17 protein-coding genes are annotated in these 21808 nt (G+C 62.3%); 7 read left to right on the top strand and 10 right to left on the bottom strand.

The window, feature by feature from the left end:
• Positions 1 to 101 precede the first annotated feature (101 nt).
• Genes GNZ12_RS04925 through GNZ12_RS44970 form a run of 4 tightly spaced genes read left to right on the top strand, consistent with a single transcriptional unit; the run spans position 102 to position 4232 of the window.
• Entirely contained in the window at positions 102 to 2447 is a 2346-nt protein-coding gene (locus tag GNZ12_RS04925; RefSeq protein WP_172309291.1) for a TonB-dependent receptor, read from the top strand.
• Positions 2448 to 2474: 27 nt separating this feature from the next.
• On the top strand, positions 2475 to 3122 hold the full coding sequence (locus GNZ12_RS04930; protein WP_172309292.1) for a MotA/TolQ/ExbB proton channel family protein: 648 nt from the start codon (positions 2475 to 2477) through the stop codon (positions 3120 to 3122).
• Positions 3119 to 3517, top strand: a complete 399-nt coding sequence (locus GNZ12_RS04935; protein ID WP_172309293.1) for an ExbD/TolR family protein — start codon at positions 3119 to 3121, stop codon at positions 3515 to 3517. The genes GNZ12_RS04930 and GNZ12_RS04935 overlap by 4 nt, the downstream gene beginning before the upstream one ends.
• Positions 3518 to 3539: 22 nt before the next feature.
• Positions 3540 to 4232: an energy transducer TonB gene (locus tag GNZ12_RS44970; protein WP_328805951.1), complete on the top strand. Its 693-nt coding sequence runs from the start codon at positions 3540 to 3542 to the stop codon at positions 4230 to 4232.
• A gap of 56 nt (positions 4233 to 4288) precedes the next feature.
• Here GNZ12_RS44970 and GNZ12_RS04945 read toward each other — a convergent pair whose 3' ends face one another.
• The 5 genes from GNZ12_RS04945 to GNZ12_RS04965 all read right to left on the bottom strand — a co-directional run bounded on the left by GNZ12_RS04945 (position 4289) and on the right by GNZ12_RS04965 (position 11736).
• Positions 4289 to 6280: a heavy metal translocating P-type ATPase gene (locus GNZ12_RS04945; RefSeq protein ID WP_172309294.1), complete on the bottom strand. Its 1992-nt coding sequence runs from the start codon at positions 6278 to 6280 to the stop codon at positions 4289 to 4291.
• A complete protein-coding gene (locus tag GNZ12_RS04950) occupies positions 6277 to 7455 on the bottom strand; it encodes an SPFH domain-containing protein (RefSeq protein WP_172309295.1) in 1179 nt (392 codons plus the stop codon). Before GNZ12_RS04950 ends, GNZ12_RS04945 begins: the two co-directional genes overlap by 4 nt.
• On the bottom strand, positions 7452 to 8513 hold the full coding sequence (gene hflC / locus GNZ12_RS04955; RefSeq protein ID WP_172309296.1) for a protease modulator HflC: 1062 nt from the start codon (positions 8511 to 8513) through the stop codon (positions 7452 to 7454). The genes GNZ12_RS04950 and hflC overlap by 4 nt, the downstream gene beginning before the upstream one ends.
• A gap of 66 nt (positions 8514 to 8579) precedes the next feature.
• The gene (hflK, locus tag GNZ12_RS04960) at positions 8580 to 10496 is read right to left on the bottom strand and encodes a protease modulator HflK (RefSeq protein ID WP_172309297.1); all 1917 of its coding nucleotides are present in this window, start codon (positions 10494 to 10496) and stop codon (positions 8580 to 8582) included.
• 286 nt (positions 10497 to 10782) lie between these two features.
• Positions 10783 to 11736 (bottom strand): LysR substrate-binding domain-containing protein, encoded by a 954-nt coding sequence (locus tag GNZ12_RS04965; protein WP_328805952.1) that lies wholly within the window; start codon positions 11734 to 11736, stop codon positions 10783 to 10785.
• A 164-nt stretch (positions 11737 to 11900) separates the two neighbouring features.
• On the opposite strand from GNZ12_RS04965, the gene GNZ12_RS04970 reads away from it, so the two are divergent.
• From GNZ12_RS04970 to GNZ12_RS04980, 3 genes are all read left to right on the top strand, one after another.
• The gene (locus GNZ12_RS04970) at positions 11901 to 13094 is read left to right on the top strand and encodes a M20 aminoacylase family protein (RefSeq protein ID WP_172309299.1); all 1194 of its coding nucleotides are present in this window, start codon (positions 11901 to 11903) and stop codon (positions 13092 to 13094) included.
• A gap of 29 nt (positions 13095 to 13123) precedes the next feature.
• A complete protein-coding gene (locus tag GNZ12_RS04975) occupies positions 13124 to 13912 on the top strand; it encodes an ABC transporter substrate-binding protein (RefSeq protein ID WP_121108168.1) in 789 nt (262 codons plus the stop codon).
• A gap of 104 nt (positions 13913 to 14016) precedes the next feature.
• Positions 14017 to 15204, top strand: a complete 1188-nt coding sequence (locus GNZ12_RS04980) for a porin (RefSeq protein ID WP_172309300.1) — start codon at positions 14017 to 14019, stop codon at positions 15202 to 15204.
• A 61-nt stretch (positions 15205 to 15265) separates the two neighbouring features.
• On the opposite strand, the gene GNZ12_RS04985 is transcribed toward GNZ12_RS04980, so the two are convergent.
• From GNZ12_RS04985 to GNZ12_RS05005, 5 genes are all read right to left on the bottom strand, one after another.
• Positions 15266 to 16117 (bottom strand): carbohydrate ABC transporter permease, encoded by an 852-nt coding sequence (locus GNZ12_RS04985; protein WP_172309301.1) that lies wholly within the window; start codon positions 16115 to 16117, stop codon positions 15266 to 15268.
• A 10-nt stretch (positions 16118 to 16127) separates the two neighbouring features.
• Positions 16128 to 17126 (bottom strand): carbohydrate ABC transporter permease, encoded by a 999-nt coding sequence (locus GNZ12_RS04990; protein ID WP_172309302.1) that lies wholly within the window; start codon positions 17124 to 17126, stop codon positions 16128 to 16130.
• A 155-nt stretch (positions 17127 to 17281) separates the two neighbouring features.
• Complete coding sequence (locus GNZ12_RS04995) at positions 17282 to 18535, bottom strand: ABC transporter substrate-binding protein (protein ID WP_172309303.1); 1254 nt, start codon at positions 18533 to 18535, stop codon at positions 17282 to 17284.
• 74 nt (positions 18536 to 18609) lie between these two features.
• Positions 18610 to 20604, bottom strand: a complete 1995-nt coding sequence (locus GNZ12_RS05000; protein WP_172309304.1) for a beta-galactosidase — start codon at positions 20602 to 20604, stop codon at positions 18610 to 18612.
• A gap of 11 nt (positions 20605 to 20615) precedes the next feature.
• Complete coding sequence (locus GNZ12_RS05005) at positions 20616 to 21773, bottom strand: ABC transporter ATP-binding protein (RefSeq protein WP_172309305.1); 1158 nt, start codon at positions 21771 to 21773, stop codon at positions 20616 to 20618.
• Between the last annotated feature and the right edge of the window lie 35 nt (positions 21774 to 21808).

Here is a 21808-nt window from a genome sequence, read left to right on the forward strand (position 1 = left end):
GGGGGCCGGTAAACGCACGTCCAGTCATTCCTATCGCACCCAGAAGAACGTCAACAAGACGGAAACGCATCCACCTCGTGTTCAACCCTGAATAAATAACGATGAAAAACCGCACGCGCGTCTCTCATGCAGCCCTGCTGCTGTTCGCTATCGCTGCCCACGCCCATGCCGCGCCCGACGAAGGCTCGGTGACCGGCGCCGTCACCGACGCAGCGGGCAAGCCCGTCCGAAACGCCACCGTGAGCGTTCAGAACGCAAGCGGCGCCGCAGTCAACGAGACGAAAACGGACGCAGACGGCCATTTCGCGATCGCTCACGTGACACCGGGCACCTACGCGATTGTCGTCACGGCACCGGGATTCGCGAGCGGCAACAGCATTGCGACCACCACTGCGGGTGCAGAAAGCGCGGTGAGCGTCAAACTCGCTCAAAGCGACACACTCGACGTTCAGGTCAACGCAAAGCGGCTCGATCGGGCCCGCAACGGACTGTTGCCGGAAACCGGCAGCAGCGTGTACCGTTTCAGCCAGGCGGATATCAACGCGCTGCCCGCGGGGCAAGACACGCCGCTGAACCAGGTGCTGCTCCAGGCGCCCGGCGTGGCAAGCGACTCATACGGACAGTTGCACGCGCGCGGCGACCACGCGAACCTGCAATACCGCATCAACGGCGTCATCATTCCCGAGCCGATCAGCGGTTTCGGCCAGTCGCTCGACACCCGGATCATCGACCAGGTGAACCTGCTCACCGGCGCGTTGCCGGCGCAGTACGGCTACCGCACGGCAGGGGTAGTGGACATCCATACGAAGACGGGCGATGCAGGCGACGGTGGTTCCATCGACGTATTCGGCGGCAGCCATCAGACGATCAAGACCAGCGCGGATGTATTCGGCAATCAGGGGCCGTTCAGCTACTACTTCAGCGGCTCGGTGGGCATGAACAATCTCGGGATCGAGAATCCCACCGCCAGTGCCAACGCGATTCACGATCACACCCGTCAGGGCGATGCGTTCGGCTACATGTCGTACATCATCAACCCGCTCACGCGCGTAAGCGTGATGTTCGGCACGACGAGCAACCAGTTCGAGATTCCCAACACGCCTGGTTTGCCCACCAACTTCACGCTCAACGGCAGCAACACGTTCAATTCGAGCCAGTTGAACGAAACGCAATCGGAGTTGAACAACTTCGCCGTGGTGGCCCTTCAGGGTACCAATGGCGCCGCGCTGGACTATCAGGTTGCGCTCTTTACGCGCTATACACGGACGCAATTCAATCCCGATCCGGTCGGCGATCTGCTCTTTAACGGCGTAGCGTCACAGGACTTTCACAGCAACTCGGCCAATGGCGCACAGGTGGACACGACCTGGCGGCTGAACGACAAGCATACGATTCGAGCGGGCCTCTTCTTCCAGCAAGAACACGCGGTGTTCGATGACAGCGTCAACGTATTCGCGACGGACAGCAACGGCAATCAGATCTCCGATCAACCCTTTAATATTCAGGACTCCAGCAGCAAGACCGGTTATCTGTACAGCGCCTACGTGCAGGACGAGTGGAAAATCACGGACAAGCTCACGCTGAACTATGGTCTTCGCTACGACAAGATGGACGAGTATGTCAGCGCGAGCCAACTCAGCCCTCGCATCGGCCTCGTCTATGCGCTGACGCCGGCCACGACGTTCCATGCCGGTTACGCGCGCTATTTCACGCCACCTGCGTTCGAGCTGGTGTCGGGCTCGACCATCAGCCGCTTCAATGGCACGACCAATCAGAGTCCGTCGAGCCAGAACGATCCGGTGCAACCGGAACGCAGCCATTATTTCGATCTCGGTGTGACGCAACGCCTCGGGTCGAACGTGACGGTCGGGCTTGACGCTTACTACAAGAAATCGACGAACCTGCTCGATGAAGGACAGTTCGGCTCCGCGCTCATCTTCACGCCGTTCAACTACCGGGAAGGACGCGTGTATGGGCTCGAGTTCACGGCCAACTACAAGCAGGACAACGTATCGGCGTACATGAATTTCGCGTGGAGCCGCGCGCAGGGAACGCAGATCGATTCGGCACAGTTCAATTTCGACCAGGCGGAACTCGCCTATATCAACAGCCACTGGGTCTACCTTGATCATGACCAGCGCGTCACCGCGTCATTCGGCGGAACCTACGATTTCGGCAGAACGACCTTCACGTTCGATGGGCTGGTGGGAAGTGGTTTGCGTAGCGGCTTTGCGAATACCGATCGGCTGCCGCTCTATGCGCAAGTCAATCTCGGTGTGATACAGCACTTCAACCAGCCGCTCATCGGGAAATTCGATGCACGCCTGGTCGTGATCAACGCGTTCAATCGCGTCTACGAGTTGCGCGACGGATCGGGTATCGGCGTCGGCGCACCGCAATATGGCCCACATTTCGCCGTCTACGCCGGCATCACCAAGCATTTCTAATTCCGTCAGGCTACGAAGAGGTAGGTCATGCAAGATTGGGCTAGTGTTCTCGCGGCGGTACGCGTAGGCGGATGGGTCATCTATCCGCTGACGATACTCGCCATTCTGGCGGTCGCCATCACCCTCGACCGGGTCTATGTGTTTCTGCGTTTTGGCCGCTTGCCAGGCGCGATGCGGGGGACACACGAAATCGGCACACCGGGGTCGGCCCTTGATTGGGCCGGCAGGTTGAACGATATCGCCAGTCAGAATGCATTCGCGCGGATGAGCGCGCCATGGGCGCCCGATTCTTCTGTCCCGCTGTGGCTGCGCGAGGCCAAGGCGCAATCGGTTGCCTCGCAAATCGAACGCGACATGAGCAAAGGGTTCTGGGTGCTGGAAACCATCGTGACAGCAGCGCCGCTGCTGGGCCTGCTCGGCACCATCGTCGGCATGATGCATTCGTTTCAGCTGTTCGGCGGCGATGGTCTCGTCGACCCGGGTGGCGTGACCGGCGGCGTGGCACAGTCGCTGGTGGCAACCGCAATCGGCCTCGTGGTCGCCTTGTTCGCGCTCTTTGCGTTCAACTATTTTTCCCGACGGCTTGAACGACTCATGGATGAACTCGAATCGTTCGCGAACGCGCGGCTCAGCGAAATCCGTCTTGCCGATACGCCCGTGGGAGCGCAGCCGTGAAGTTCAAGCGCTCGCGCGCGGCCAAGCGCGGTCGCATCGAAATCATTCCCATGATCGATGTGATGTTCTTTCTGTTGGCGACCTTCATGCTCGCATCGCTTGCGATGCAGCGGCTCGACGCCGTCAAGGTCAACCTCCCGGCCGGCATCGCGCAGCCGATGGCGCCCCATGAACCACTCACGATCTCGGTGGACAGGAGCAATGAGATATTTGTGAATCATCAATCCGTTCATCTCGATCAGATCGAACCGACGGTAAAACGCCTGCTGCAACCGGACGGTAATGTTGTGATCGCGGCTGACGACGCAGCGGGTCACGGCGTGGTCGTTCAGGCGATGCTGGCCGCGCGCCGCGCAGGCGCTGAGCGGTTTCTGATCGCCGTACATCGTGAATAGCCGGATGCGCTTCGCGGTCGCTGTGGACGATTCTCCGAAGGTTCGGCTCACGCTAGCGTTGCTGGTTGCGCTGATGGTGTGGATTGTGTTTCTTTCTGCATTTGGACACTGGCTGGGCGCAACCACGGCGCCTCCACCGGCTAAGCCGCTCGAAATGCGCATGGTGGAACTCGATCCGCCACCTGTCCCGACCGCGCCGCCTGCCGCGCCGGCGGTGCACATTGCGCCTGCTCCGCCAGCGGCGACGAAACCGGCGGATAAGCGCCCTCGCGCCTTGCCGCAACGCGCCGTACCGCCCGCACAATCACAGCCTGAAATGCAATCGACGCACAGCGTAGCGCCCGCCCCGCCCGCGCAAACATCAGCGGAAGCGAAGCCCGCCGCTGAGCCGCCCGCACATGCTGCTGCGGCGCCTTCGGAAGAGAAGTCAGCCGCCGCGTCATCCGACCACGCGGCCGCGCACTCCATTTCCCAACCGCTGCCGGAACTCCCCGAAGATTTACGCGAGCAGGCGTATCAAACCGTTGCAACCGCCCGCTTCATGATTCACGTCGACGGCTCGGTCGATGTCGAGCTCGTCAAGCCGACGCCGAACCCGCGGCTCAACCAGATCCTGCTCGAATCGCTCCGTAAATGGCGATTCTTTCCTGCGATGCAGGCAGGGCATCCAGTTGAAAGCCGGCAGGATATCCGTGTCCATTTCAATGTGAACTAGGGCAACGAAGGCAGCGCTCGAACCAGGTCAACGCACTGCCCGTCCCTCATCGGCCCTCAGCCATCGACCGGCAGGCGTTCACCGAGGCGCGTCTCTTCGTCTACCCGCAGCAGCCGCCCTGCGTTGGCGATCACGATAAACGTGCCGAGGTTATGCAAGAGCGCGATCCAGACGGCCCCGAGCATGCCCGTCGCGGCAAGCACGATAACGGCGACGGTCCACGCCAACCCGATCGCGGCGTTGATCGTCGCCGTATGCAGGCACCGCCGCCCAAGCCTCACGCAAGTCGCGATGCGGCGGAGATCGTCGCCGAGCAGCACGACATCCGCCGATGCCACGGCGATGTCGATGCCCCGCTCCCCCATGGCAATGCTGGTGGGACCTGCCTTGATGGCGAGGACATCGTTCAAGCCGTCGCCGACCACCAGCGGGTGATAACCGGCCGCCATTTCGCGCACCACGTAGTCGAGCTTGTCGTGCGGCAAAGCCTGCGCTACCACGACGCCAATGCCGGTTTGCGCCGCCAGCTTGCGCGCCACCGGTTCGCGATCGCCAGTCAGAAGCGTCTGGCGCGTCAGCCCCAGTTCGCGCAATTCCGCCAGCGCGCTCTGCGCCTCCACGCGCATCGCATCGGCGAACCCGAACCATGCAAGGAACCGGCCGTTCAGCGCAAGACCGACGCAAGGTCCGTCGATCGCGCGGCGCGGTTCCGGGAGCACCTGTATGTGCTCCGCGAGCAAACCGGCGCGGCCGAGCACCGCCACCCCGTCAGGCGTCTCGGCGACGATGCCCAAGCCTCTCAGTTCGCGTGCGTGTTCGAACGGCACGCGTTCGAATCCGGCGGGCTGGACGTCGGCCACGTACCGCACCAGCGCCCGGCTCACCGGATGCGCACTGCTGCCGCCGAGCCGGGAAGCGAGTTCGAGCACCACCGCAACATCGACACCTGGCTCCAGCAGCACGTCCTCGACGCGCAATTCGCCATACGTCAGCGTGCCGGTCTTGTCGATCACCAGCGAATCGATCTGCGCGAACTTGTCGAGGAACGCCGCGCTTCTGAACAGAATGCCGTGGCGCGCGGCCACCGCAATCCCGGCAATGGCCGTGGAGGGTGCGGCGAGCACGAGCGCGCACGGACACGCCGCGACGATCACGGCCAGCATCGCCGATGCGTTCGCCGAGACGAACCACACAATCGCGGCAATCAGCAGGACGAGGCAGAGATAACCGCCCATGTAGCGTTCGAGTATCTGCGTGATCGGGGGCTTGGCCTGCTCCGCGCGTTGCATCAACTCGATGATCTTGCCGAGCGTCGACTGCTTGCCCGCATGCGTGACCTCGATACGCAACGGACCGTCCAGGTTCATCGCGCCACCGAATACCGCGGCGCCCGCTTCGACGTCGAGCGGCACCGACTCGCCGGTAATCGGACCATTGTCGACGCTGGACTGACCGTGCAGCACGAGGCCATCGGCGGGAATTCGCGCGCCGGCTACGACTTCGATCTGATCCGCGGCCCGCACCGCGTCATACGGCACCTCTTCGATCGACCTGTCGGCGTTGCCCCGCCGCACCTTGCCCGAGGTCAGCCTGCCGAGCGCCCGGATCGCCTCTTGCGAGCCGAGCACGCTGCGCTCTTCGAGCGCATGGCCGAACGTCATGACGATCGGCAGGAGCGCTGCCGTCGTCATGTCCCCCACGGCCCACGCCGCCAGCATCGCGAGCGCGATCAGACGATCGGTTACACCGTGCAGGCTGGGCGACTTCAGACTTCGCCATGCGCTCGCGAAGACCGGCCCGGCGACGACGAGCGACGCGAGTCCCGCTAGCACTTGCGCAATCGTTTCATCGGCCGGAGCGAAGTAATGCCATGCGGTCGACAACACGAGCAGGCCGCCGGCCAGCAGCGCGAGCGCGATCTGTCGCGTGACCACACGCTGCTCCAACGCCGACAAGGCAATCGCCGGACTATGAGGCGTACGATCCGCTTCGTCCGCTGGCGCGGCGGCGTCGTGCGTGTGCAGGGTGTGCCCGGCTTTCGCGCTCATTGGGCATTCCCCGGCAGAATAAGATTTGACGTGTTGTGCGGGTCGACGGTCGTCACGCGAGCCGCTTTCGACAGGATCGCCTGAACACGCTCCCGATACACGCGCGCGAGGAGACCAGGATCGCTGTTGGTCCGCAACGGCACCTCCAGTTGCTGGATAGTCAAGATTTTAGCCTGCGCGGACGACACCCGTTCCACCGCGCTCGCCTGCGCGTTCTGCACGATCCGGTCGGCATCCTGCTGCGCGTCCTGGCGTATTTTTTCTGCGGAGGTGCGCGCCTCGGCCATGCTGCGCTCGGCGACCTGCAACGAGGTCAGCACCGAGTTGAACGCACTGACGGCGGGTGCCGGGAACGACGCTTCGACGTCCACGCGTGCGACTTCGACGCCGAGTCCCGCATGTTGCGCGTCGAGCTGGCGCAAATGCCGCTCGATCTCCTGCGCGAGATCGCCGCGTAATCGCTCGCGCTTGATCGCGACTTGCTGATCCGCGGACAGCAGTTCGGGGCGCGCGACCAGAATCGCATCCAGATCGCGTTTCGCCACGACATCCACCGCCGACGCGGACACGATCCGCTCGAGTGCTGCGTCGAGCCGGTCTTTTTGCAGCACATAGGCGTAGGGATCGACGACGCGGTAGTACAGCGTCGCGCGCAACTGCAACACACCGTTGTCGCCCGTGAGCACGTAACCGGAACCGGCCAGCGCATCCGGCAGCAACGCTTCGGACTGCAACGCATCGGGCGGCGCAGTGGCGCCGGCGTCCGTTGGGGCCGGCGAGCCCGGCGGCGCATCCGGCGTCCCACCGGCCACCGCAGGGGCATCCGACGGCTCCGCCGCGAGGGGCGGTAGTTGCGGCACATTGGCGTCGGCTTCGCGCGCGCGCGGATCACGTTCGAGTGACTGAATGCGTTGCTCCAGGACTCGCGCACTGCCAGGCACGAGCAACGTCGACTCGAACGGCCGCGGCCAGGCAATCAGCAAGCCCGCGTCCTGAGTGCGGACGAACGCGCCGAAGCGCAACACGACCGCCCGGCTATCGGGGGGGATGCGCCGGATGTTCGACCCCGCCCACGCACACGCGGCCAGCACGGCGACGGCGACCACGAACCAGAACGAGAGCCGGACCGCCTGAGCGCCAGGCCCCAGCGGCGGCAAGTCGGCGTCCGTGCTCATCGCGTGGACCTGGTTTTTTTCGCCGCCGGCCCAGCGCCCGCGCCGGCCTGTGACGACGGCTCCGGCTTCAGGTCCGTCGGACCCTGTACCAGCGCCTGGAACGGCGCCGCATCGGTGCGCAGAATCAGGTTCGTGTTGGCGCTGACGACCGTGTCGAGCGTGTCGAGCGAACGCAGCATGGTGTACAGACGCGGATTGCCCGCATAGGTGTTGCCGTAGATCGCGGCCGCATCCTTGCGCGACTGCGCTTCGATCTCCGCCGCTTTGACGTTCGCGTCGGCGACCGCAAGCCGCGCGTCGCGATCCGCATCAGAACGAATCTGAGCCGCTTCCCGATTGCCGTCGGCCGTGCGCTGCGCGGCGACGGTCTCGCGTTCGGCGCTCATCCGGCCAACCGTCGCCGCCAGCGTCACGGCCGGCAGCGTCAATCGCTCCAGACCGACCTGGACGACGTGCACGCCATAGGCCGAATACAGTTGCGCGTCGATCTGGCTACGCAAGGCGTCTTCGAAAGCGGAAATACGGACCTTGGAAGGATCCGTGTTCACCAGCGACGCGAGATCGAAACCGGCAGACGTGGTTTGCAACGAGGAACCGAGCAGGGAGCGGATCTGCTGCGCGGCTTCGTCGGGCTGGTTGCCCACGGCGCGCACGAAACGGCGTACGTCGTTCGGGTCCGCCGCCACGCGCCACGCAACATAAGCCTGCACGATGATCCGCAAGCCGTCGCGCGTGCCCACGTCCTGCAATCCGCTCGACGTGGTATGCAAACGCAGGTCGACCGGCACGGCCGCTTCGATCGGCGCGGGCAGACGCCACCCGAGGCCAGGCTCGAGCAGCACACGCACGGGTTGCCCGAAGCGCGTGATCACCGCGGCTTCGCCCGCGCGCACCGAAATGAAACTCGCCACAGTGATCGCGACGATCACGCACAGCAGCGCAAGCAGCACGCGCAGAAAAAACGGACCGCCGCGCCCGGTCTGTCCATCGCCGTGACCGTCGTGGTGGTGGTGATGGTGGTGCCCGTGGCCATCGGCATGCGAATGAAGCAAACTCATATAGTCACCCTGAAAACAGCCTCTGCGACGTTCGATGCACGCACCCGCCTGCCTCTGCTGTGCGCGTCAGTTGCCGTACCGGACGCCGGCGAGATCGCCGGCAGTCAATGCGCGCAGATCGATGGTGGCGCGCCGGTCGGCGACCAGCCGATCGTCGATCACCGTGATACGCGCGTTCTGCAAGCCCTGTTGCAAGCGGCTCAAGTAGTACTCGAAGGCAAACGCCGGTCCACCGAGCCGGTAAGCGACCATGTCGGCCTCGAAATCGATCTGCTGCACGCGCGCCGTCGCCACCGTCCTGCCCGCGTCCGCGCTTGCCCCGGCGACCTTGGCCTGCGCCTGCTGCTGCGCATTGCCCAACGCTTGCGCCACGAAACCATGCGCTAGCGCGACGCTGGCCTGTGCCCGAATCTGCGCCGCCTGCACGTCGTGATAGGCCGCCGCCGCACCTGCGGGCGGGTGCACGCTCTCGATCACGACCGCCACGACGTCGATGCCGCTCATCAGCCGGTCGAGTTGCTGCTGCACGGCGCGTTGCACGCTCTCCGCCATGGCGGTCTGGCTCGTCTCCAGCAAGGATTGCAGCGTATGCGATGCGAGGTAGTGCACCACCTCGCGGTTGGCGATCGACCGGACTGTGGTTTCCGGATCGACAGACCGGTATAGCGCGGCGCGCGCGGCCGCATCGCTCAGGCCCACGCGATAATCGAGCCGCACGTCGGCGTTGACGATCTGAAAGTTCTGCTGTTCGCCGGTCGCGCCAGCAATCACCTGAGTCGTCTCCCACGGGTGCTGCACATCCCACAGACGATTCAACTGTTCCGGCGTCGGCCCGTCGGCGGGAGCGGAGGGCGCCGCGACGCTGCTGTCGTCCGCCCCGCCCGACACGATGAGCTGATGCACGGCGCCGTTGTCGACGATGCGCGCCCGGCCGAAAGGCCAGGGAATGCCGGCATGCAGACCAGGCTGCCAGACCGCGACGGGCGCACCGAAACGTTCGTAGACCGCGCGCTGGTCCGGGCCGAGCACGACGACGGACGTCAGAAGCCAGGCACAGACCATCATCGTTGCGACAGTTGCAGGCAACAGCCGCACGAAGCTGCTTAACACCCAGTTCTGCCGCAGATCGATTCCGTACCGGCCGTGCAGCTCGGCGCCCAGCGTCGACAAGGGTGAGCGGCCGACACTCAGCATCCCCGCGAGCACGCTCGACGGGACCTGCGCCGCATTCGAGCCGGCGCGCGGCGGGAAAAACCACCGGATGAGCACGCGCAACATCAATTCGATCGCGATCGCCGCGCTGAATATCGCCACGGCATGGACCAGCAGATCGAGCGTCGTATGCATGTAGACGAACCACGCCGCCGATACCGCCGCGGCAAGAGCACATAGAAGCACGACGCGCAACATCCCCGCCAGCGACGCCGACCGTGCGGCAGGCGCGTGCTGTGCATCGTGTGTATAGAAGCGTTCGACGACGAGTGTGAGGAAGGCAAGCACCAGCGCCGTTGCACCGCATGCTATGACCAGCGACGGCGAGACCATCGCGTGAAGGAGCGCGGCGGGCGGAAACGGCTTCAAGGCCTTCACGGCGATCGCCACGGAAAGGCATGTGCAGATGAGCACGGCCCACGGTTGCCAGCGGATGGCGCGGACCGCCCCCTTCAAGTCCCCTGCTTCAGGATCCTGCTGGACGATCTGCCAGAGGAACATGAAGGCGTGCTTCCACCCGGATCCAACCGCGCGCCCGGCTGAGCTACGCGCGGACAACGGACTCCAGAGCGTGACGGCAAGCACGTTCAGGCATGCGCTCGCCAATACCGCGCACCAGCGCGAATCAGCGGGCAAGCTGTGCGAAAAGAAACTCAGCGCGCCAAGTACGGCCGCCAGCCCCGCAGCCGCCCATCCCAGCAGCAAAACTTCGTCACGTCCGGCCAGCCGCTCATCCGATGCTTCCTTCTCGCGCCCGACCTGGTCCGACATCAGGAATCCCTACGAATGAGTTACAAATCGAATAATCGGCCTTCGCCCCCGAGGCTACCGCATAGATCGGCGAGCCGCAATTTAACGCGCCGGGAGTGGAAACTCAAGTTGGACGTGTCGGGAAAATTCGAGTTGCATAAACAGGGTGAAATGCGAGCGCCTCGCCTCACGTATGTCATCAAACTGAAGAATTCAGAAAGGTAATCGTCAACCCTTTCCTGCGACCTCCCCATCGAGGACACTATTTCCTGAAGAACATCGTCCACTGAGCCGCTTCGCTCGATGCTCACACGAGCAAGGTCAAGGTATCGAACAGCGCAAGATCTTCTTTCTTTGCCGATCGCGCATGCTTGCGGATCACCTGCAACAGACATTCGATAAAGCAATGGGCCGCGCCGCCGAGCGTGCTGTTTCGGCGCGTGACAATGCTCAGTTGTCGCGCATCGAACTTCTCTTTCAGCGCCAGCGCCACCAGTTGACCTTGAAACAGCGGAGCCGTCTGGAGGACGGTTGGGCACCATGTGCACATGTCGGCGCGCTCAACCAGCATTTGCAGCGTTCCTAGCGACTGTGCCCGCACAATGCGGCTCGCTTCGATCTGCGCGCCATGGCGCGTGAACAGATAGTCGATCAGCGCGTCCTGACCGTCGGGCGCGAAATTCAGTGTCCAGTCCTGATCCAGTAGATCGTGAATCGAACGGCAGTGCTGACGCGGATGCCCCCGGCGAACCATCACGGCCGTCTCGTAGTTCAACACCGGCTCGCAGGAGAACTCCTGCGTGCTAGTAGACGGATGCAACTGTCCGATCACGAAGTCCATGTCGCCTGCGCGTAACAACGGTTGCGCGACGGCCATCAGACTCTCGAACAGTTCCAGCTGAATATCGGGCATGCGCTTGCGAAACAGCAATACCGTCTCAGCCAGAAACGTCAACGTGATCCATGGTGTCACACCGACGCTAAGCCTCCCCTCCGCCCGGCCGCGCAATCTCGCCAGGTCGTTCTGCGCGTGCTCCAACTGATTAAGGATCAGTCTCGCGTGCGTGAGCAGCGCCTTGCCATATTCGGTAAAGCTGATTCCTGCCGGCGCGCGTATCAGCAACGGCAGTTGCTCGGTGGCCTCGAGTTCGCGCAGCGCGCGCGTGACTGCGGCCTGAGAAATCCCCAATGAGCGCGCGGCTGCTCTGATGCTGCCCGCTTCCGCACTCGCGACTAACGCCTGCAGTTGATGAATCTTCACGAAACCACCCCGACAACTAATTGTTGTCAGCATAACAAAACTGCGGCTTCACCCTCGAAAATTAGCTAAATAGCATTCGGACCAGTGCAGACAGTTGCGACGCCCGACACCCAAACGGCCGGGCGCGACGACCGGGTCTGTCCGCTCTTCAAAGGACTTCATCGATGGTTCAAGACTTCGTTTTGCCCGGCATCGCCGCCATTCAAGAGGAAATGATCGGCTTACGTCGCCGTATTCACGCGTATCCGGAACTTGGCTTTCAGGAGGTCGCAACCAGCGAGCTGGTCGCCGAATGCCTGAACAAGTGGGGCTATCAGGTCAGCCGCGCCGTCGGTAAAACCGGCGTGGTGGGCACACTACGGAACGGACATGGGCCGTCCCTCGGATTGCGCGCCGATATGGACGCGCTTCCCATCCACGAAACGACGGGCTTGCCTCATGCCAGCAAGAACGAAGGTGTCATGCACGCATGCGGCCACGATGGGCATACTGCTACGCTGCTGGCGGCAGCAAAGTACCTGTCCGAAACACGAGCGTTCTCCGGCACGCTGAACCTGATTTTCCAACCCGCTGAAGAAGGCCTCGGCGGTGCGAAAAAAATGATGGAAGACGGCCTCTTCGAACGCTTTCCGTGCGATGCAGTATTTGCGCTCCACAACGTTCCTGGTTATCCGTCCGGTCATCTGGGCTTCTTTAGCGGCGCATTCATGGCGTCAGCCGACACCGTCACCGTGCGCGTGGTGGGTCGCGGCGGGCACGGTGCCGTGCCGGACAAGGCGATTGATCCGATTGTCGTCTGCGCGTCGATCGTGACCGCGCTGCAGAGTATCGTGTCACGTAATGTGAGCCCGCGCGATCTGGCCATCATCAGCGTCGGTTCGATTCATGCGGGCGTCGCGTCGAATGTGATCCCGTCGTCGGCGCAGATGCTGTTGACCGTCCGGGCACTGGCACCGGATGTGCGCGACCTGCTCGAGCGCAGGATTTGCGAACTCGTGCACGGACAAGCGGCAAGTTTCGGCGCGCACGCGGAGATCGATTACGTCCGCTGTCATCCGGTACTGATCAATCATCGTACGGAAACGGAGTTCGCGCGCCAGGTGGCGGCGGACTGGCTCGGCACACAATCCATCATCGACGACCTCGAACCCTTCACCGCCAGCGAAGACTTTGCATTCATGCTCGAAAAATGCCCGGGCAGCTACCTCGTGATCGGCAATGGCGACGGCGAACGCAGTTGTGCACTACACCACTCCGGCTACGATTTTAATGATGACTGTCTGGCAGTGGGCGCCACCTATTGGGTCAAGCTGACCGAACGCTTTCTGGCAAAACCTGTTCATATGGAACACAAGTAGTTCAACAACGACGTTGAGGAGAAACACACGTGAAGAAGACACTTGCAGCAATCTCGTTCGGTTTGATGGCACTGTCCGGTGCCGCCAATGCCGCCGACTGGTCCGGCAAGGAAATCAAGCTGGCGGTCGATCCGACTTACCCGCCGCTGGAGTACAAGACGCCAGACGGAAAGCTGACCGGCTTTGGCGTGGATATCGCCAACGCGCTCTGTGCCGAGCTTCATGCGCGCTGCGTATGGGTCGAAACCAGCTTCGACGGTATGATCCCCGGCCTGTTGGCGAGAAAATTCGATGCGATCTCGTCTTCGATGACCATCACGCCCAAGCGCATGCAGCAGATCGCGTTCACGAACAAGATCTCCAATGCGCCGGCACGACTGGTCGTCAAGCGCGACTCCGATCTGCTGCCGACTGCGGCTTCGCTAAAGGGGAAACGTGTCGGTGTCGAGCAGGGCTCGAGCCAGGAAGATTACGCCAAAGCAGAGTGGCAACCGGCGGGCGTGCAGATCGTCTCGTACCAGAATCAGGATCAGGTCTACACGGACCTGTTAGCGGGACGGCTCGATGCGGCATTTCAGGCATCGATCGAAGCGAACGACGGTTTTCTCAAGAAGCCTGAAGGCAAGGACTACAAGTTTGCCGGCCCGGCTTTGGACGATCCGAAGTATTTCGGTCTCGGCGACGGTCTTGGCCTTCGCAAGCAGGACGTCGCGCTGCGCGATGCATTCAATCAGGCACTGGCTGCCATCCTGGCGAATGGGACTTACGCAAAGATCAACCGGAAGTACTTCGATTTCGACATCTATGGCGCGAAGTGAGCCGGACCTGAGCGCTTTGCCGCTCTACTTACGGTTCCGGTAAATCTCAGGTTTGGTCGACAGCAATTGAATAGAAAAATATCTCATATATTCAGGATGACGAATTGAATAAAACAATTATTTGTATTGCGATAACGTCCGCATGTGCAACGTCGGCTTTTGCGCAGAACAGCGTAACCCTGTATGGCGTCATCGACGAGGGTATCGACTTCACGAATAACGTTGGCGGAAGTCACGTGTACGAATTGACAAGCGGTTATGCACAGGGCAGCCGCTGGGGACTGAAAGGTTCCGAAGATCTCGGCGGCGGCCTCAAGACGATCTTCCAGATCGAAAGCGGCTTCAATGTCAACACCGGCAAGCTCGCACAAGGCGGACTCGGGTTCGGACGCCAGGCCTATGTCGGTCTTGAGAGCGAGCAGTACGGAACGGTTACGTTCGGCCGTCAATACGACTCGGTGGTCGACTATCTCGCGCAGACGACAGCCAACGGTAACTGGGGCGGCTATCTGTTATCCCATCCGTTCGATAACGACAACACGGATAACACGTTCCGTGTCAACAACACGGTCAAGTATGCGAGTCCGGATATCGCCGGCCTCCAGTTCGGCGGCACGTATAGCTTCAGCAACAGCACCGGCTTCGCCAATAACCGGCAGTTGAGCGTCGGCGCACAGTACACGAACGGCGGATTGTTGATCGCCGCGTCCTATCTGAATGCGGACAACCCTGGGGCCACGTCCGGTGGCGCAATTGCCGGTTCGAGTTCGACAGTCGCCGCAGACGCGAACTTTCAATCGGAGCGCTTGCGCATCTTTGGCGCAGGGATCAACTATACAGCCGGGCCGGCAACCGTCGGGTTCGTCTATACCAACACGAACATGAGTAATCCGACTGCGAATCTCGCCTACCTCAGCGGACAGGAAAGCATCGAACCGACTCGCGGCGCGCTCGCAGGCGGCACGTTGACCAGTTTGAAGTATCAGAATTTCGAACTGAACGGGAAGTATCAGTTCACGCCGGCGTTCTTTGTGGGTGCGCAATACGTCTATACGCTGGAGAACTACGATGCAACGACAGGCAGCGTACGGCCGAAGATTCACACGGTGGGCTTGATGGCGGACTACAACCTGTCAAAGCGCACCGATGTCTACCTCCAGGGCGCCCTTCAGAAGATCACAGGCGACACCACCGGATCAGCGCTGGATCAGGCGTATGTGCCCGGCGCGCAAGATCTGTCTTCGTCGTCGAGTCAGATTGTCGTCCGTGCGGCAATCCGGCATACGTTCTAATCCCAATCCCGGTCGTTCCCGAGTGGCGCTACGCGAGCTTGCCTCGCGTAGCGCGCCCTCATCACCCTTTCGTCGCCCCGAACGTCAATCCCGCCACAAAATGCTTCTGCATCGCGAAGAACATCGCGACCGAAGGCAACGCGGCCAGAATCGACCCGGCGGACACAAGATTCCACGCCGTGGTCCACTGCCCCTTCAATGCCGCGACGCCTACGGTAATCGGCGCGGCGTCGTCACCTTGCGTCAGACACAGCGCCCAGAAGTAGTCATTCCAGACGAACGTGAATACGAGGATCGCCAGCGCCGCAAGCGCAGGACGGATCAAGGGCAACACAATTCTGAAGAACACCGTCCATTCGTTCGCGCCTTCGATCCGCGCCGCCTCAACCAGTTCAAATGGCAACTGCTTGATGAAATTGCGCAGAAACAGCGCGCAGAAGCCAGTCTGAAACGACACATGGAACAGAATCAGCGCGCTCACCGTATTGAATAGCCCGAGCTGCAATGAGAGATCCCGCACCGGAATCATCAACACCTGCACCGGGACAAAATTGCCCGCAACGAACGTCGCAAACAACGTCGAATTCCCGCGAAACCGATAGATGGCCAGCGCGAAGCCCGCCATCGCCGCCAGCGCAATCGAGCCCACTACAGCGGGCACCGTAATCAGCACGCTGTTCCAGAAGTAATGCAGCATCGGCGAGGCCGTCAACGCCTCGCGATAGTTATCGAGCATCGCGAAGTGCTTCGGCCAGCCCCAATAGTTGCCCTCGCTCAGTTCTTCCGTCGAGCGCACCGAGGTCACGAGAACCGCGATCATCGGCAGCAGCCAGATCAGCAGCGCGAGTGGCAACGTCAGTTTGTACACGCGGCGCGTCACCGGCTTCCATTTGTCGATCGGGATCGGAAACATGAGCGGCTCCTTATTGCTCGGCGCGCAGCATGCGGCGCAAGTGATAAACGATGTACACCAGCATGATCGCGAACAGCACGACGGCCACCGCTGCGGAATAGCCGATGCGGTAATACTTGATCGCCTGGTCGTACATGTAGTACGCGAGCACGGTCGAACTTTCGAACGGTCCGCCGCCCGTCATCACCGAAATCAGATCGAAGCTACGCAACGCACCGATCACCGTGACGACGATCGCCATGAACGTGGTCGGCCGCAACTGCGGCAGGATCACGTGCCACAGCATCGACCAGCCGCGCGCGCCCTCCATTCGCGCAGCCTCGATTTGCTCGGCGTTCAGCGACGTCAGCCCGGTCAGGTAGAGAATCATGCAATACGCGGTTTGCGGCCACAGCGCCGCGAACACGATTCCGAGGGTCGCGTAACGCGGGTCGCCGAGTACCGGCACGCCGTGTCCGAGAATCACCGCGAGCAAGCCAAAGGTTGGGTCGTAGAACCACGAGAAGATCAAACCAACCACTACGCCCGATAATACGAACGGTGCGAAGAACAGCGATTTGACGATGCGGATGCCGGCCACCGCCTGGTTCAGATAGAGCGCGACGGCGAGCCCCATCGGCGGTGCAAGCAGGAACAGCAGCAGCCAGATGAGGTTATTCTTCAGTGCCGTGTAGAACGTCGGCGCATGGAACAACTCGACATAGTTTGCGAGACCGACGAACGAGGGGTCGGTCATCCCGTCCCAGTTGAAAAAGCTCAGGCGGATGGTCGAGATGATCGGCCACACGACGTAGATCGCCACCATCACGCAGGCGGGCGCGAGAAACAGAAATGCGGCTCGCCGCTGCCGGCGCGAGGTGGGCGATGGACGGCGCCGGCGCGCCACGCCTGGTGGCCCGCCGCGCGATGACCCGCCCGAAGCCGGTACGCCCGAAGCAGGCAGGCCAGCACCGCCGGGGTCGGCAGGACCGCCGACAGTGTGACGGGTGACAGAGTGCGACACGATCATTCTCCTTTCGACCAGATGTCGATCGGAGTTGGCGCTTTAGCGCTTACTCCGATCCCATGCAAAGCTGTTGGCGCTTCAGCGCTTACTCTGGTCCCATGCAACATAGTTGCCGATCTGATGCAACGAGTAGCGGCCCAAGCCAGGGCCGCCACCGCTCACTTCTTGTAGATCCGCTTACGCGTCTGCTCGAGTTGCGCGAGGATGTCGTCGAGCTTGGACGGATCGGAGATGAATTGCTGCATCCCCTTCATCCCCTCATCGGCCATTTCCTTCGTCATGTCGCGATCGTAGAACTGCGCAATGCCGCCCTTCGTGTTCGCGAGAATCTGGAAGCCGATCTTCGAGATTGGATCCTCGGGTTCAGGCGACTTGCTGTTCGCCGACAGCGAGCCGAGCCCGGCCGCCAGCTTCGCGCCATTTTCCGGCGTCTCGACGAACGCAAGGAAGGCACGCGCATCCGCCTTGTTCTTGGCCTTCGACGGAATATTCAGCGATTCGACCGGCCCCTCTTCGGCAGTAGGCACGTTCGCGTCGATGATCGGGAACTGGAAGTAGCCCATTTCCGGCTTGACGCTCGGCGGGAAACCACCGGTGATGAAGGTGCCCATCAGCATCATCGCAGCCTTGCCCTGGAACAGGAACGGCTGCACCGCATCCAGATCGTAGGAGAGCGAGTTGTCGATGAAATAGCCGGCGTCGATCAGTTGCTTCCACGTCGTGTAGACCTTCTTCACGCGCGGATCGGCGTACGCGATGTCGCCCGCCATCAGTTTCTGATGGAACGCGTTGCCGTTCAGGCGCAGGTCGAGGTAGTCGAACCAGCCGGCCAGCGTCCATGAATCACGGCCTGCCACGGCAATCGGCGTAATGCCCGCCGCTTTCAGCTTCTTGCAGTCGTCGAGAAACTGGTCCCACGTTTTCGGCTCGCCGCTAATGCCGACCTTCTGGAACAGATCCTTGCGATAGAACATGCCCCACGAGTAATAAACGGTCGGTGCGGCGTACTGCTTGCCCTTATACGACGACGCTTCCTTCGTCGACGCATACATGTCGTTCCAACCGTTCTTCGCCCAGTCGCCGCTCAGATCTTCGAACAGGCCGCGCTGCGCGTAATACGCCATCCGCTCGCCGTCATGCCAGTTGACGATATCGGGCGCGACGGTGGAGAGCCAACCAGGCAACTGGACCTTGTACGCTTCTTCATCGACGAACGACACCTTCACGTCGGTACCGGGATGCGTTTTCTTGAAGTCGTCGATGATCGACTGCCAGACGGCGCGTTGACTTGCGCCCTTGAACGCGATGTTGACCTCGAGCGTGCCGGCGTGTGCCGTGCTGACGACGGATGCCCCCGCGGCGGCCGCGGCCAGCGCGAGTGCCAGCAGAATATTGCGTGGTTTCAGTGCCATGTTGCTGTCTCCTTTATGCCTTGATCTTGCGTCGTTGTTGTTACTGCATGGAATCCTTCGTTTAGCGCTTCAAATCATTTGCCCGATCGATAGACGGCCACACCCTGCGGTTCGATCGCGCGTGAACCGATCACGAACGCGTCGTCGGCAACATCGGCCAGCGTGTGCGTCTGATCGCCGTAGTTCAACACGTAGGTCAGTGCACCACGACGGCTGAACCGTACGCTGTCGCCGAGCGCTATCGTGTCGACACCGGCTTCCTCGGCGATCCGCGCGAAAAGGCGAACGGTGAGCGCATCGTCGAACAGGCTCGCGAGGTAATGAAACGCGCCGCTTTTCACGTAGGCAGGATGGCCGTCGGCGAAATGGGCTCGCACGTCGAGCGAAGCCGCTGCATCGCCGTCGGCATCGATGAAATCGCGCCAGTGGCGCGCGACGCCGTCTTCCACGCTCGCATCCTGGCTATCCGCCAGCCGCACTGCTTCCGTCACATTCGGCCGCATCGATTCGACGCGCCACACACGCAACGGCAGCACCGAGGCCAGCGCCCCCGGAGGCAGGTTCGCCGGAATCTGCAGGTCTGCTGTTTTCGAGCCGGTGCGTGGACCCAGCACGACTTGCGCGCTCGAGCTTGCAAGCCGCGCGGCGAAATCGGCAGGCACGACCGGCAACGGCGGCACGACGATCAAACGATAGCCGTCGAGCGACGCATCGACCGGGACGATATCGACATCGAGTCCGAGCGCACGCAGCGCCGAGTAGTACTCGAATGCGAAGCGCGGATAGTGAAAGTCCGCGCCCTGCGGATGGATCTCGAAGAGCCACTTCGCCTCGTAGTCGTAGACGAGCGCGACCTTCGAACGGATCGCAGCATTGGCGTCGGCGTTCGCGGCGAGCACCGCGCGAATCTCGTCGGCGACCTGCGCGGCTTCATGACCGCCGACGTCGAGCCGGTTATCGGGCGTGTTCAGACCGGCGTGCATCTGCTCCTGCGCAAACGGCGCCTGGCGCCAGCGGAAATACGACACACAGCCCGCGCCGTGCGCGAACGCCTCCCAACTCCACAGCCGCACCATGCCAGGCAGCGGCGCCGGATTCCACTGTGCCCAGTTCACCGGACCGGGCTGCTGCTCCATCACCCAGAACGGCAGCTTCGACATGCCGCGATACACGTCATGATTGAACGACGCAAAGTCGGGATGCCCGCTGCGCAACCAGCGCGCCTTCACGTCCGGCGCAAACCACTGCTCTTCGAGCGCGCCGAGCGGATAGCTGTCCCACGCGGCAACGTCGAGATCGGCCGCCACCTTGTAGTGATCGAACTCGGTAAAGAGCTGCATGAAGTTGTGCGCGACCGGCCGCCCCGGCGAATGCGCGCGGATGATCTCGACCTGCATGCGGTTGTAGCGCGCCACTTCGTCGGAGGCAAAGCGCCGATAATCGAGCCGGTGTGACGGATGCGCCTCGGTGACAGTCGCCACCGGCGCGTCGATCTCGTCGAAGCTGCGGTATTCCATGCTCCAGAACACCGTGCCCCACGCACGGTTCAGCGCATCGATGGTTTGATAGCGCGCCTTGAGCCATTCGCGAAAGCGCCCTACCGCCGCCGGCGAATAACTGATTACCGTGTGATGGCAACCAAATTCGTTATCGGTCTGCCAGTACGCGACAGCCGGATGCTTGCCGTAACGCTCGGCAACCGCCGTGCAAATCCGCTGCGACGCGGCGAAATACGAAGGCGATGAGAAATCGTAATGACGGCGTGAACCGAAGGCACGAGGACGGCCGTCCGCACCGATCGGCAGAATGTCCGGATGACGGTCGATCAGCCACTTGGGCGGCGTCGCCGTCGGCGTGCACATGACGACCTGAAGGCCGGCTGCGCCGAGTACGTCGATCACGCGATCCAGCCAGCCCCAGTCATATTCGCCTGGCGTTGACTCCATCCGGCTCCACGCAAATTCGGCGATTCGCACCTGCTCGATGCCGAGTGCTTTCATTCGGCGAGCGTCGTCTTCCCACATCGACTCCGGCCAGTGTTCCGGGTAATAACAGACTCCAAGGCGCATCCGAATGTCCTCTATGCGTAGTGTTCGACGGATTCGAGCGAAGCGGCGGCGAAGCCGTCTTCGGTAAACAAATGGCAAGCGCGGCTGGGAACACGCAAGCTCGCGCGGTCACCCGGCGCGAGGCGTGTGTCGCCCGGCGCCTTGGCGATCAGCGCGGCGCCGCCGGGCTGATCGAGGTGGACATAGCTGTGCTCGCCGAGCTGTTCGACGAGGGACACGGTGCGGGTCAGCACGGCGTCCTGCGCGTTTTCAGAAGTTGCCGCGCCGATGAATTCCAGGTGTTCGGGACGCACGCCGAGCGTGACGGGTTGCGACGCCTGGAGCCCATCGCCGCTGACCGGCACGCGCACGTTTTCATCGGTGTGATCTAGCGTGACGGTCACGCCCTGCGGATCGACCGACGCCACCCGCCCCGGCAAAAAGTTCATGCGCGGCGAACCGATGAAACCGGCGACGAAACGGCTCTTCGGACGGTGATACAACTCGAGCGGCGCGCCGATCTGCGCGATGCTGCCGTAGCGCTCCGTGTCCTTGCCCGCGTGCAGCAGCACGATCTTGTCGGCGAGCGTCATCGCTTCGATCTGGTCGTGCGTGACGTACACCACGCTGGCTTTGGCGAACTGCTTATGCAACCGCGCGATTTCGATGCGGGTCTGGCCACGCAGCGTCGCATCGAGATTGGAGAGCGGTTCGTCAAACAGGAACACGCCCGGCTGGCGCACGATGGCGCGGCCGATCGCCACGCGCTGCCGCTGGCCGCCGGAAAGTGCCTTCGGCCGGCGCTCGAGCAGGGCCTCCAGTTGCAGGATGCGCGCGGCTTCCCGCACCTTGCGGTCAATTTCGTCTTTGGGGGTTTTGGCGAGCTTGAGGCCGAATGCCATGTTCTCGAACACGGTCATATGCGGAAACAGCGCGTAGCTCTGGAACACCATCGCCACGCCGCGCTGGGCCGCCGGTACGTCGTTGACGAGGCGCCCGGAGATCGACAGATCGCCGTCAGTCACGTCTTCGAGGCCGGCGATCATCCGCAGCAAGGTGGACTTGCCGCAGCCGGACGGACCGAGAAACACGCAGAATTCGTTCTCGCCGATCTCCAGATCGACATCGCGGATCACCAGCGCGCCGTCGCCATACGCCTTCTGCACGCCTCTCAACGAAATGCTCGCCATCGCATCGACTCCGTGATTTAATCGGCTCGATGTCG

The sequence above is a fragment of the Paraburkholderia solitsugae genome, assembly GCF_013177695.1.
Taxonomy (GTDB): Bacteria; Pseudomonadota; Gammaproteobacteria; order Burkholderiales; family Burkholderiaceae; genus Paraburkholderia; species Paraburkholderia solitsugae.

Excerpts from the sequence above, each read along its gene's own strand:
- GNZ12_RS04990 (WP_172309302.1), bottom strand. The coding sequence starts at position 17,126 with ATGATCGTGTCGCACTCTGTCACCCGTCACACTGTCGGCGGTCCTGCC.
- GNZ12_RS05000 (WP_172309304.1), bottom strand. The coding sequence starts at position 20,604 with ATGCGCCTTGGAGTCTGTTATTACCCGGAACACTGGCCGGAGTCGATG.
- hflC (WP_172309296.1), bottom strand. The coding sequence starts at position 8,513 with ATGAGTTTGCTTCATTCGCATGCCGATGGCCACGGGCACCACCATCAC.
- GNZ12_RS04995 (WP_172309303.1), bottom strand. The coding sequence starts at position 18,535 with ATGGCACTGAAACCACGCAATATTCTGCTGGCACTCGCGCTGGCCGCG.
- hflK (WP_172309297.1), bottom strand. The coding sequence starts at position 10,496 with ATGTCGGACCAGGTCGGGCGCGAGAAGGAAGCATCGGATGAGCGGCTG.
- GNZ12_RS04945 (WP_172309294.1), bottom strand. The coding sequence starts at position 6,280 with ATGAGCGCGAAAGCCGGGCACACCCTGCACACGCACGACGCCGCCGCG.
- GNZ12_RS04925 (WP_172309291.1), top strand. The coding sequence starts at position 102 with ATGAAAAACCGCACGCGCGTCTCTCATGCAGCCCTGCTGCTGTTCGCT.
- GNZ12_RS04930 (WP_172309292.1), top strand. The coding sequence starts at position 2,475 with ATGCAAGATTGGGCTAGTGTTCTCGCGGCGGTACGCGTAGGCGGATGG.
- GNZ12_RS05005 (WP_172309305.1), bottom strand. The coding sequence starts at position 21,773 with ATGGCGAGCATTTCGTTGAGAGGCGTGCAGAAGGCGTATGGCGACGGC.
- GNZ12_RS04950 (WP_172309295.1), bottom strand. The coding sequence starts at position 7,455 with ATGAGCACGGACGCCGACTTGCCGCCGCTGGGGCCTGGCGCTCAGGCG.
- GNZ12_RS04970 (WP_172309299.1), top strand. The coding sequence starts at position 11,901 with ATGGTTCAAGACTTCGTTTTGCCCGGCATCGCCGCCATTCAAGAGGAA.
- GNZ12_RS04985 (WP_172309301.1), bottom strand. The coding sequence starts at position 16,117 with ATGTTTCCGATCCCGATCGACAAATGGAAGCCGGTGACGCGCCGCGTG.